This window comes from Algoriphagus sp. AK58 (assembly GCF_014324365.1).
Taxonomy (GTDB): Bacteria; Bacteroidota; Bacteroidia; order Cytophagales; family Cyclobacteriaceae; genus Algoriphagus.
Genome location: NZ_QEIG01000014.1, coordinates 116,958 through 129,679, shown reverse-complemented (window position 1 = coordinate 129,679; position 12,722 = coordinate 116,958). Strand labels below are relative to the sequence as shown.

General features: G+C 43.8%; 11 protein-coding genes. 1 reads left to right on the top strand and 10 read right to left on the bottom strand.

The window, feature by feature from the left end:
• Nucleotides 1-93: 93 nt before the first annotated feature.
• The 9 genes from trmB to holA all read right to left on the bottom strand — a co-directional run bounded on the left by trmB (nt 94) and on the right by holA (nt 10,869).
• Entirely contained in the window at nt 94-753 is a 660-nt protein-coding gene (gene trmB, locus DDT91_RS13730) for a tRNA (guanosine(46)-N7)-methyltransferase TrmB (RefSeq protein WP_187176768.1), read from the bottom strand.
• Complete coding sequence (locus DDT91_RS13725; protein WP_187176767.1) at nt 754-2,043, bottom strand: folylpolyglutamate synthase/dihydrofolate synthase family protein; 1,290 nt, start codon at nt 2,041-2,043, stop codon at nt 754-756.
• A gap of 157 nt (nt 2,044-2,200) precedes the next feature.
• Nucleotides 2,201-3,157 (bottom strand): energy transducer TonB, encoded by a 957-nt coding sequence (locus DDT91_RS13720; RefSeq protein WP_187176766.1) that lies wholly within the window; start codon nt 3,155-3,157, stop codon nt 2,201-2,203.
• A gap of 2 nt (nt 3,158-3,159) precedes the next feature.
• Nucleotides 3,160-3,549 (bottom strand): biopolymer transporter ExbD, encoded by a 390-nt coding sequence (locus DDT91_RS13715; RefSeq protein ID WP_187176765.1) that lies wholly within the window; start codon nt 3,547-3,549, stop codon nt 3,160-3,162.
• A 2-nt stretch (nt 3,550-3,551) separates the two neighbouring features.
• On the bottom strand, nt 3,552-4,241 hold the full coding sequence (locus tag DDT91_RS13710) for a MotA/TolQ/ExbB proton channel family protein (protein WP_187176764.1): 690 nt from the start codon (nt 4,239-4,241) through the stop codon (nt 3,552-3,554).
• Nucleotide 4,242: 1 nt separating this feature from the next.
• Nucleotides 4,243-5,052 carry an SPOR domain-containing protein gene (locus DDT91_RS13705; protein ID WP_187176763.1) on the bottom strand — a complete coding sequence of 270 codons (810 nt, stop codon included), beginning with the start codon at nt 5,050-5,052 and terminating at the stop codon, nt 4,243-4,245.
• A 67-nt stretch (nt 5,053-5,119) separates the two neighbouring features.
• Entirely contained in the window at nt 5,120-6,829 is a 1,710-nt protein-coding gene (locus tag DDT91_RS13700; RefSeq protein ID WP_187176762.1) for a TonB-dependent receptor, read from the bottom strand.
• A gap of 4 nt (nt 6,830-6,833) precedes the next feature.
• Nucleotides 6,834-9,821 (bottom strand): tetratricopeptide repeat protein, encoded by a 2,988-nt coding sequence (locus DDT91_RS13695; RefSeq protein WP_187176761.1) that lies wholly within the window; start codon nt 9,819-9,821, stop codon nt 6,834-6,836.
• Between the two features lie 25 nt (nt 9,822-9,846).
• Nucleotides 9,847-10,869: a DNA polymerase III subunit delta gene (gene holA, locus DDT91_RS13690; protein WP_187176760.1), complete on the bottom strand. Its 1,023-nt coding sequence runs from the start codon at nt 10,867-10,869 to the stop codon at nt 9,847-9,849.
• Nucleotides 10,870-11,165: 296 nt separating this feature from the next.
• Between holA and DDT91_RS13685 the strand changes: the two genes are divergently transcribed.
• On the top strand, nt 11,166-11,885 hold the full coding sequence (locus tag DDT91_RS13685; RefSeq protein ID WP_187176759.1) for a tetratricopeptide repeat protein: 720 nt from the start codon (nt 11,166-11,168) through the stop codon (nt 11,883-11,885).
• On the opposite strand, the gene DDT91_RS13680 is transcribed toward DDT91_RS13685, so the two are convergent.
• Entirely contained in the window at nt 11,872-12,714 is an 843-nt protein-coding gene (locus DDT91_RS13680; protein ID WP_187176758.1) for a universal stress protein, read from the bottom strand. The genes DDT91_RS13685 and DDT91_RS13680 overlap by 14 nt on opposite strands.
• Nucleotides 12,715-12,722 lie beyond the last annotated feature (8 nt).

Here is a 12,722-nt window from a genome sequence, read left to right as displayed (position 1 = left end):
TTGAAAACCTCAAAGGTCTACCAGGTAATCCTGCTTCTCCAGAAGCAGGATTTTTTATTACAAGTCCTGCTTTAGAAAAAGCAGGACAACGGATTACTTAAATCTGAACTTCAAATACTTGATCTTCTCTCCCTTGTCGGAAAACATCTTCTCGTAGCGGGTTTTGATCCCATGATGATCGTCACGCATTTCACTCTGATAGAAATCATGCGTGTAGGCCAACACCTCGATGTCTTCCCGGCTTTTGACCAGTTCCAAGGTATAATCAAAAAGTCCTGTATTGTCTGTTTTGAAGTGAACCAAACCGTTTTCCTTAATCATCGGCTTGTACATATCCAGAAACTTCGGAGAAGTCAGCCGGCGCTTTTCATCTCCATCACGAGGAAAAGGATCCGGAAAGGTGATCCAAAGCTCGGAGATCTCGCCTTCTGCAAAAAACTGATCCAGATTTTGAATTTGCGTTCTCAGAAAAGCCACATTGGTTAATCCTTCCACTGTTGCGGTAGAGCTCCCCTTCCAAATCCGGCTCCCTTTGATATCCACTCCAATGAAGTTTTGATCACGGTATTCACGGCCCAGACCCACGGTAAATTCTCCCCGTCCGCAAGCCAATTCGACTACGATGGGATTCTGATTTTGGAACTGCTCCTCGTGCCAGTTGCCTTTGATGGTTTCGAAAAGTGGCTTTCCAGCCTGAATTACATTGGGATTGGCTTCATTTTGGGCGAAGCGAACCAGCTTTTTTCTGCTCATTTAGAGGTCCTCGATTTCTGCGACCACAAAAGTACTCCCTCCCACAAATATCAGGTCATTTGGACCTGTATTTTTTCGGGCAAATTGAAGCGCTTGGTTCACCTCGGATATCACTTCTCCTTTCAGACCATACTCAGCCGCCTTTTCACCAAGCAATTCAGCTGGCATGGCACGAGGTAAATCCGCTTGACAGAATACATACTGGGCATCCTTGGGAAGCAATGCCAAAATCTTGGAGATGTCCTTATCCTGCACCATTCCGATGACCATCCAAAGTTGATCAAAAGAATAACTTTTCAACTGAGTCAAAATAGCCCGGATTCCCGGTTCGTTATGGCCTGTGTCTGCAATGACGGTTGGTTTTTCTCCCAGAATCTGCCAACGGCCTTTCAATCCGGTAAGTGATGAAACTCCCTGTAATCCGTATCGGAGGGCTTCATCAGAAATAGTCCATCCCATCTGACGCAGCTGATTAACTGATTCCAGAATTCCTGGAAGGTTATGAATCTGATAATCGCCCAAAAGTCCAAAATCCAAGATTGAACTTTCCCCATCCTGAGAAACTGCATAACTGGCTAACCCTGTTTGTGAAGATGCAAGTTTTTCCAACTTGATTTTTTGATCAGCGAACGTGATCGGAGCTTGATTTTCTTTTGCTTTTTGAATGAAAACAGAAGTGGTCTCCTCTTGAGTTTGACTGATGACTACCGGGATATTTGGCTTAATGATTCCTGCTTTTTCTCCGGCAATCAGAGGAAGAGTATCTCCCAAAAACTGCATGTGATCCCAACCGATATTGGTTATGACCGAAAGCTCAGGAGTAATCACATTGGTGCTGTCCAATCTGCCTCCCATTCCCACTTCGATGATTGCGATATCGACCTCCTCTTTGGCAAAATACCAAAAGGCCAAGCCTACGGTCATCTCAAAAAAACTGGGCTTTAATTCATCCAAAAATGACTTATTTGCTTCTACGAAATCAACCACTGCTTGCTCAGTAATCTCCTGACCATTAATTCGAACCCGTTCGGTAAAGGATTTGAGGTGCGGAGAAGTATAAAGACCCGTTTTGTAGCCTGCTGACTGTAGAATGGCTGCCAACGTGTGAGAAGTACTCCCTTTTCCATTGGTTCCGGCTACGTGGATGGACTTGAATTTTCGCTCGGGATTTCCCAAATGGGAACAGAGCGCTAGGGTATTGCTGAGGTCTTTTTTGAATGCAGAAGCTCCTACCCGCTGAAACATGGGAAGGGCATTAAAGAGGTAATCGATGGTTTCTTGGTAATTCATTCTTAAATCCAATTGAATTCGTCAGCTTTTCCAAAAATCATTAGGCAATTCCGATAAAAAAATGTTTAGCATCAGATTTCTTCGGTCTTCGGTCATCGGTCTTTCTTCCCAATGATCTGAAAATAATTACTGACGAAGGTTAAATCAAAAAAACAGATTAATCCACCTTAATCACAAAGGTGATCTTTCCGGTAGAAAAATCGGCAGCAGCTCCACCGGATTTTTTGAAATTGATCTGGTTGACTACTTGACGGTAATAGGCCAACACATCGTTGGAAACATTGTATTCCAAAGGTACAGCCTGAACTACTCTTCCGGAATCATCCACAGTTATTTTGAAAACTATTCGACCATTTCTAGTAGAAACCCGGTCATTGATATTCGGCCTGGAAGCAAAATCCCATCCTGCCATATCCAAGCTATATCCCGCACCGGAATTGGTTCCTTTTCCACTTCCTTCACCCATAATCGCCCGACCATCCACAGTACCGGTTGGTCGCCCTTCATCACCCTTGGCATTGGAAGAGCCTTGTGCACCACCGGAGGCTGGAGTTGAGCTTTTTCCCGAAGTACCACCTGCTCCAAAAATCGCTCTTTGGTCTATTTTGGGTTGTTCGGGTGCTTTTTGAGTGGTTTGTTCGGCTTCAGATTTAGCTGGAGTGGTGACTGTCTTGGCAGGCTCCGTTTTTCCTGGCTCTGGCTTTTTGGTTTCGACAGCGGCTTTTTCCACTCCTTTGATCGGAGATGGCTTGGTCGTTACCGCCTGATTTGCCGCTGGTTTGGAAGCGGTTTTAGGCTTGGCTGTCTCGGTTCTTGGAGCTGGTGCAGGTGTAGCAGGTTGCGTCACAGCTTGGGCTACTTCGCCTGGAGCGGCTTGTTCTACACTTTGAGAAGGAGTTTCGGAAGGTGCATTCGGACTGTTTCGATTTCCAGAACCTACATCCGAAAAACCTAAATTCAGCTCCAAACCATAGGTTGGCAAAGGAGGGATCTGTGGACGCCATACCACGATGAAATAGAAAGCAAGCAGAAGCAGCACATTTACCACTGCAGTGATAATGGCTGATTTTTTCTTACTGTCCTTTTCTATTTGGTCGGCATTCCAGCTTTGCATGATCAATAGGGTTTGGTTGCGATGGATACGTTAGCCTCAAGGCCAGCCGCTATTCCGCCGATTTCCACTAAATATTCAACGGGAACTTCCTTATCTATGTGCAAAACCACTTGACCTTTTTTCCCTTCAAGGAGAGTTGAAAGTTCAGATTTGATTTGATCACGACTCACGATTTTGTCATTGACTGAAAAGCGAAGATCTTTTGTCACAGATACAGTCACCTCTTGCATCACAATATCAGAAGCTTCGCTGGATGGCAAGTTTACCGGCAATCCTGAAGGGGTGATAAAGGAAGAAGTAAGCATGAAGAAAATCAAAAGCAGGAAGATAATGTCCGTCATGGAGGACATACTGAATGCCGATTCAACCTTATTTTTTGCCTGAAGTCCCATAATTATTTATCCTGAAGAAGGTCAATAAACTCAATGGAGGTGTACTCCATATTATGCACCAACTTGGAAACCTGAGTAACCAAATAATTATAGCCCAAATAGGCTATAATACCGACGACGAGTCCTGCAGCGGTCGTGATCATCGCTTCATAAATACCCATGGAAAGTAATTTTGGAGACACATTACCCTCTTCTTGTGCGATGGAAATAAAGGCCTGAATCATACCTGTCACCGTTCCAAGGAAACCGATCATAGGTGCCGCACCGGATACCGTAGCCAACAGACCAAGATTTTTCTCGAGTTTATAGATCTCGATCTTACCCACATTTTCGATGGAAACTTCAATATTTTTCAAGGGAGAGCCAATACGCTCAATCCCTTTTGCAATCATATTGGCTACCGGGGTGTTTTCGCCTGCGCAAAGCATTTTGGCCTTTTCAATCTGACCGCTTTGTACCAAGACTTTTACCTGATCCATCAGATGGCTTGGTGTTTTGGCGGCTTTGTTGAGGGTGATAAGTTTTTGGATAAAGATGAAAATCGCCAAAACAAACAAAAGGTAAAGCGGGATCATCATGTATCCTCCCTTGAGCAGGAGGTCCAAAAGGCCGATATTTTCTTTGGTGGCTTCTGCAGCCAATGCGTCCGCAGTGGACAGGGAATCAACAGTTAGGGTTTGGAGAAGGATCATATTAATAGTTCAAAATCCACAAATCTTCAGAATACTGAGATTTGATCCGAGCGACCTCGTCAGCTGCGGCTTTCCAAGTATCAAACTTGCCAATGGCAACCCGATAATTCGGACTGGACTCGTACGGAGTGATCAGATACAGTTCCGGTGTTTTACCGGCAAATTTTGCTGCGATCTCCAAGGCCAATTGCTCTTTTGGCAAACTTGACACCACGATGAAATACCTCACTTTATCAGATTTGGATTCAATTCGGATCAAATTTCCACTAACCGTATTGGCAATTGTTGTACCAGTTTCGGCAGGTTTGGAAATATTAGGATTTGAATTATTTATGGTTGTGATAGAATCCTGATTTTCAGCAATTAGAGTTTCTTCACTTGGGGTAAGTTCAGGCTGAGCCGGTACATCTGATTGAGTTGAAAAATCCTCCTTCCTGTCGGATTCGACTGGTTGGGAAGTTGAATCTATCTGAGTCAATTGAAGTTGCCAAACAATGACTCCCAAGACGGCCAATGCCATGAAAACTACCACCCAAACCCAAGCATTGGATTTGGCTTTTTTCTCGACTTTTGGTTTGGGCTGATCTTTAACTTTAGTTGGATCGACTTTAGGCTTGTCTTCTGAAACAGGAATCGGCTCTTTTTCTGCTTGTTCAACTTTGTTTTCTACTTGAACCGGAACTGCTTTTTTAACCTCCTGCTTTTCTTTTGGCAGGGAAGGTTGGGGGTTGAGCGGGGTAATTTCTACAAAAGGCAGCCCATAATCTTTAGGATCTGACCATGCACGGGTATCTGTATCTTTTGATGACATCTTCATTCTGGGAAAGCTACGAAACTAACCTAAATGAACGGAAAGCCCAACCTCAAATTCTGAATAATCAGAATTTGAAGCTGGCACCACCGATGAGCTGAACACCACGGACGGGATAATTTAGCCAGCGCATATTTTTCCCATTGGTCAGGTTATTCCCCTCTGCGAAAATGGAGATTCGGTCTGTAATCTTAAAATCAGCCTTTAATTGCAGGTCTGCGATGGTTTTCAGATTGACTACTTCGATGTCCGGAGGAAAAATAGCAGCCGCGCTCACATCCCCTCTTGCCTTGATTCCCCCCATGAAAGTCAGATTGGCCTGAAGTAAAAGCTTCTCGAATGGCTTCACCTGATTGTTGATCGAAAGTGCCCAAACGGGTCTATGCCACGCTTCGGTCTGAGTGCTTAAGTCATATTGGTACAAATCCAATCGAGAACCCAAGGTGTACACGTCCGAAAACTTCATACCCAATTCTGCATTGAGATTGACTACGGTAGTCTTATCATCATAAACCAATTCAAATCGTGCAGAGTCGGCAATCGAATTCACGAAAAAATGCATGTTATTGAATCGGCTCACATCGATACCTGCTCGGTAATGAAATGCCTCCTGAAACTGCCCCTCTATCCCACCGGCGATTTTGTAATTGTTGACGGTATTAAGCAATTGGGTACTAGGTCCTAGGAATGGATTTTCTCGGACAAAACTGAAATAGGTGTTTCGATCTACATCACCGGAAAACTCTCCATAAAAACCAAACTCATCCGCAAATTGGTAGCTGGCTTTTAGCACGGGAAAAATCCGGAAATCACTCTCTTTCTCGGGTAATGAATCATTCTCAGAGACAATATTCAACCCTGCCGTAAATCGGAAAGACTCATAGTTGTAGGAAACTTCTGGTCGGATGGCAAAATAGGTTCGGTTTAGATCATAATTCAAATCCTCCGTAGCAGTAGAGAAATAGCTTAACCCTACTTTTCCTGACCAGTCATCAGTTGGTTTAAACTTACCCAAGCCCTGTACCCCTACTTCATTTTCTCTGGCTAAATAACTGTCTTTGAAGCTTCTATAGCTAATTTTGGCTTCGTATCCAAATGGGCCGACTTTCTCAATATCTCGGATTCCGGCCGAAAACTGAACGTTGTTTTGGACGTTGTTTTGGATTAGTGGGTTAATTGGATCCCATAGCGGATCTTCATACAAACTTAAATCCGTACCATAAAAAGAATACTTGTCTTGGCCCCAACTCAATCCACCAAAGACTTCTGCTCTGTCCAGGAAGTAACTTACATCTCCTCCAAATACGGTATGGGATTCAGGACTACTTTCTCCGTACTTTTCTACAGGCCCTTTTCCAAAACTCTGGTGCTTAAATCTCACCGCATAGTTCAGCGGATCAGCGGTTGTGGACATGTATCTTCCTTCCAACAGCGGTGAAGCAAAATTACCATAACCTGCGCGTACAAAACCCGGATACAAATCCAATTTGGGTTGACGGTAGTCTTTCTGAACTGGCGTGGGCTGTAGCTTCAATGCCGGAATAGAAAGGAAATAAGGGGTGATGGCATAATTAAAATCTTCCATGCCCTTGGGCTGTGGCAACACAGGCAGACGCTCAAAAGAACGTGGCTGAGTCGGAACGGTCAAAACCCGATCTTTCCGAATCACAAATTCCTGATCCTGCACTGCACCTCTTTGAGGGTTTTGTGCCAAAGCTGATGTCAGGCCTCCCAAAAAAGCGCCTGAAAACAATAAGGATATTGCAAATCTATTCATTTATTTAGTTCAGGTTTTTGAGTTTGGACTGAGCTTCTGCCTTGATTTCCGCATTGGTAGATCGCTCTACGATGGATTCAAGTGTGGCTTTTGCCTGGAAGGTTTCTCCTGTCTTTTGGAAGTTGTCTGCCAAGAGCAAAAACATCTTTCCATACCAGAAATCATAATCTGCAAACGGTCCGGAGAAATCAAAAATGGCATTATTGGACTTTTCAAAATCTCCTCTTTCCTGGTAGGAGAATGCCAACAAATACAAGCCTTCTGCACCTTGGACCGTCTTATGATCTTTCACCAGATTTTGCAGGGTAGTTTCAGCTTGTGGCTTTTGGTTCATTTCTCGCTGAGCTTTGGCCTTAGTCAAAAGGGCTGTCGGGGTTGATTCTGGAATAATGCCATCCAAAGTCATCAGTCGATCTGCGTAGGAAATAGCTTGCTGGAACTTACGTGTGGCAAAACTGGCCACCATCAATCCCTGCACTGCTTCTGCTTCTTCCACCTTGTTTCGTGCATTTTGCGAAGCAGTCTCTAAATAAGGAATCGCTGCCGCATAATTTCCCCGATCCAATTCGATCATTCCAAGCTTTTGCATGGCTCTCACACGCTGGGGAGAAGCGGGTTCGCGTTCGAGTTGCTTGAAATAGCCGATAGCTCTATCTGCATCACCGGCCTGAAGGAAAGCATCTCCGGCGAAGAACAGGGCCTCGGTCTTCTGGGCGGATTGAGGATAGCTCCTTAAGTAGTTTTCAAAAGCTCTGGCTGCCTGAGGATAGTTTTTGTCGATGTACAAACTCTTGGCAGATTCAAATTCTAGCACCTGGACATTTCCAGAGCCAGGGTTTGAACTTTTATACTTAGCCACATAGTCTCCAAACTCAGCCGATCTACCCTGAAGTGCCAGTGTTTCCTGAAGCCCTTTCAATGCAGTTTCTGCGTTTTGAGCATTGGGATGGTTGTCCAAAATGGCTTTGTAATCCGCGATGGTCTGATCGTAGCGCTGCATGGAGAAGTTGGCCACTGCCCTTCCCTCCAAGGCATAAGGAACAAAAGGTGAACTAGGTCTGCCTGTGATCAAATCCGAAAAAGCCCTTGAAGCTTCAGCATAACGAACTTCCTCCAAGTAGATCTGTCCTCGTTGAAACATGGCATCTTCCAAATACAAACTGGAAGAAAAACCACTGATCAAGCGATCCAATTGTGAAAGGGCTTCATCATTTCGATTTTGGAAATTTTGAACGACCGCTAAGCGATAATAGGCATAATCAATTCCGGAGTTTCGCTCGGTAATTGCCCTTTGGAATGTCGCCGAAGCGTCCCCAAACTTCTTTTGCACATACTGACAGTCGCCGAGTCTCAATAGGGCATCGTCATAGTTTTGCTTTTCGTCCCGACCTCTAAGCTTTTCGGTGTATAAACGGAATTGTTCTTCTGCTTTTGGATATTGCTGGGTATTAAAATAGGCATAACCCAAACCGTAATGGGTCTTGATCAAGAAAGGATGACTGCTGGCTGGATTCATCGCTCTTGCCGCTTCATAAGAACGGATCGCCTGAGGCAAATTGCCATCAGCAGTATGCACCTCTCCTTTCCAAAAATGAGTTTCCAACAACAAATCTTTGTCTGAAGGAAAGGCTTGCGACTTGTCCAAAAAGGAAATAGACTGCTTATACTTTTGGTCACGATAGTATACCATCGCCTGATAGAAAGCCACTTTTTGGTAGGCTGACTGGATTCTTGGCGACTTCGTGCGAATCTTATCCATCTGCTCAATGGCCCGCAAGTAATCATTGGTATTGATCAGTGCTTCGGAAAGAAGTGTCTCCGCTTCCGTACGATGTCTGCCCGACGGATAGGTGTCCAAATACTCATCGAGCGTGCTGATCGCTACCTGAAAACTTCCTCTTTGCAGGTTGGTCTTGGCAAAATTGAACAAAGCCTCTTCCTGAATTTGCTTATTGAATGAGACTTTGGAAGCTGCTTGGAAGCTGGTAGAAGCAAAAGCGAAATTATCCAACTTGATGTAAGAATGTCCCAGATAATAACTTGAGGACTGAGCGATTTCGTCGTTTCCGGAGGCCGAGACTTTCAGGTAGTCCGTAGCTCTCTGGTAATTTTTGATTTCAAAAAACGAGATGCCTGCTTTATAAACCTCTTCTCGGGAAAGCGTTCCTTTTTTGGCATTGATAAAGGCATCATAATTCTTGGCCGCGTTGGCAAAATCTTTCTTGGCGTAAAAGGCTTCGGCCAAATACAAATGGATGGTTTCCCTTCGATCTAAGTTTTGACTCGAAGCCAACAAAGGTTCTGCATAGGTAATCGCCTGATCGTAAGCCCCCTGCTGATAATAAAGAGCCGTCAAAAGATAGGGAACCTTTGTTGAGTAAAAGGGCGATTTACCTGCTGCCTGAAGATCAGTCACCGCTTTGGATGTATTTCCCTGCTCCATCGCAATAAATCCACTGTAGTAATAAGCATCCGAACTGATTGGCTGATTTAACGTTTTTGCCTGATCGAAAAATCCTGCAGCCTGACCGTAGTTTTTCAACTGGAAATAGGCATAGCCTTGTTTGAAAAGGACATCAGCCTTTGTTTCTTCATTTAGTCCTTTGGTATTGACTAGTCCGAAGGCCTCGATGGATTCTTTGTAGTTTCTCTTGTAGAAAAAATGATTACCGAGGTAAAGCCCGGCCGTAGCCACTGTGGGATGGTTTCCATGATCAAAAATATAAGCTTTCATCAATCCCGGACCGTCGGGACTTTCCAACTGAAGGGCCGACATGGCGCGGTTGAGTTGTGCGTTTTTCCGCTGCTCTTCTGTAAGTGATTCAGCTAAAAGACGTGTGTTGTCATAGAGACTCGCTGAAAAAAGTTGCTTATCGAAAAGCTCCAAATGATAATCCAAAGCTTGCTGATGGCCGGTTTGGTATAGCGTGGATTGAGAAAAAGCTTCCATGCTCATACCCAGGCCTGCAAGCAGCACCAGGTAGTATTTCATGTGGTTATAATTGGTTTTGGGGTAATCAGTGCAAAATTTTATACACTAACTCTCGGAGGATTTCACCTTCGTCCATACTTCCGGAGTCCACTCCTTTGAAACGAAGATCTGCCTCTTTGATGTACCCGAATACATCAATTACCTTGCCCAATTTGTAGTTTCTAGCTGCAGTCATGTATTCTTTTACTCCATATGGATTGACCCCAATAGCACTCGCCATTTGGTTTTCGGGCAATGAACCCACTTTATGCACCAATGCAACTTTTGTGAAATAATTGTACAAAAGTGAAAAAATAGGAATAACCGGATGAGCCTTAGGATTTTGGATAAAGTAATGGATGATTTGATTGGCCTTTATCACATCTTTGTAGCCTATAGCTTTGGTCAGTTCAAAATTGTTATAGTCTTTGTTGATTCCAATGTATTTGGAAATGTGGTCGGAAGTAAACTTGGTGGGTTCAGGAAAGTTGATCAGCATCTTTCCTACCTCGTTGGTCAACACCTCCAGATTGTTACCAATAGAATCAGCAAGCAGCTGGCTAGCCTTTGGTTCGATTTGATGTCCGAGGTCTTTAAAGTATCCATCTACCCACTCAGTAAGCTTCCAATCTTTGATTTTTTCAGACTCTACAAAAACCGACTTTTTCTCCAGTTCCTTTTTCAAGGAACTTCTACCGTCGAGCTTTTTGTGCTTGTAGGCAAAGACCAAAATCGTACTCGGTAGCGGATTGGTCAGGTAGCTGACCAACAGCTTCTGAGCTTCTTCTTTTCCCAAATCAGGAATACTCTGAGCTTCTTTTACGATGACAAGCTGCCGCTCAGCCATCATGGGAAACTTACGGGCATTATTCAAAATCGTACTGACCGGAGAATCCTTTCCATACAGAACCAATTGATTAAATCCTCGCTCAAATTCAGGGATGGCATTTTTCTCAATAAAATCCGTAATCAGGTCGATGTAATAGGGTTCGTCTCCCTGCAAAAAGTAAATGGGAGCAAACTTCTTCGCTTTGAGGTCTTTGAGAACTGCTTCGGGACTGAGGGCCATATTCGGGAATACTCGTGGGTTTAAAGATAACAGCCGAAGGGATTTTGAAGCAAAAAGACAGAAAATAAACTTTGGTTTGGGAAACGGGGTTTACTTTTGCAGAAGCAAGAAACAAGAGATAAGAGACTAGAGATTTGGGACCTATTCCTATTAGAACAATTTTCCCACTTATTCCATCTACTTTCTTGGGTCTTAATTCTTGGATCAAGGAGCTATTTCATGCGACTGAATTCCTGAATCTAGCCTCTTATTTCTAAAGTCTAGCATCTTGAATCTAGCCTCTAAAGTCTTAAAAAATGAATTTCAATACCGGTTATCAACTCTATCAGGAAGGAAAATTTGAAGAAGCATTGGCGGTGTTCGATGAGTTGATTATTCAGGAAAAAGGAAAAACCGAGCTTCACCTCTATCGGGGCAGGATCTTGACCAGACTGGGCAAAGGTGAATTGGCCTTGGCTGATTTTGATCTTTTGACAGCCTTAGAACCCTACAACACCGATTTCATCAGCGACCGGGGTGTTGTTTTACATCTATTGGGCCGAAATGAAGAAGCACTTTCCGAGCTTGATCGTGCAGCAAATTTAGACCCAAGGAATCCCTACCGCTATTCCAGCCGTGCATTTTTGAAGGATCGATTGGGAGATTTGCAAGGCGCCATCGAAGACTATGAAAAGGCCATAGAGCTCGATCCCGAAGATGCAGTAGCTTTTAATAATAAAGGATTGGTCGAAGAAAAGCTTGGCCAAAAAGAACGAGCCAAAAAAAGCTTTGAAAAAGCAGATGAACTCGTAGGCTACAAGCCCGCTCAAAAATCAGACGATCTTCCCCCCATAGGAAACAAAAAATCCACTGAAATCCCTAAACCCAGCTTTGTAGCAACAGAGGAGCCAAAGAAAATGACTGTCAATCACTTTTGGCAAACACTTAAGTCTATTGTCGGAGATGAAGCTTCCAGAAAAGAGTTTTCGGATTTTATCAAAGGGCTTTTTAGCGGAAAAAAGGCTAAAAACTCTTAATCACCCAAAGAGGCTTATTGATAAAGTAGGACATTTTCTTGGATAGATTTTTCGAGAAAATCTGGTCAAAAAAAGTTTTCTTTTTGCTCAGTGTTACCAAGATATCCCCTTTGGCGACCTGAATGTAATTTTCAAGACCCAGAGCAAGATCATCCCGGAAGGACTTCAGGACATAATTGATTTTCTCATACCTGACGAAAGGTCTTACTTCCTCGATCATCGTCTGATGAAGGGCTTTTTCTATGGATTTTTGGGAGGAGGAAACGTGGACCAAGTCGATTTCCGCATCAAAGAAGCCTGCAACTTCCACCACCTTCTGAATGGCTAATTTATCTTCTTCGAGGTAATCAGAAGCGTATACCAATTTTCTTGGCCTTTTGAAAAACACCCTTCTCGGGACCACCAAAATATCCCGATCGGATTGTTCTACCATTCGACTGGTTCGGCTACCTATAATGTTTTCTCTGAGTTCATTCATTCCTTCGGTCCCTACCACAATGAGATTGGCACCGACTTCCTGAGCAAATAAGAGGGTTCCTTGTACAATTTTCCCCTCTTTTACGGCGATTTCACAACTTTTCAGCCCTCTTGTAATACATTCTTCTGATACCGTTCTTTGAAGACTTTTAAGCTTTTGCTTAACAAAATCAAGCTGATGGATGCCTTCGGGATCCGTGGGAGAAAGCTTCAAGTAGTCTTCCCGATTAAGCACGTGAAAAAGAATCAGTTTAGCCCTATACTTTTCTCCGAGCCTTGAAGCATATTCGATGGCATTCAGGGAGCACTCGGAAAAGTCAGTCGGGCAAAGAATAATGAAGTCCTGTTCCATAGCTAAAA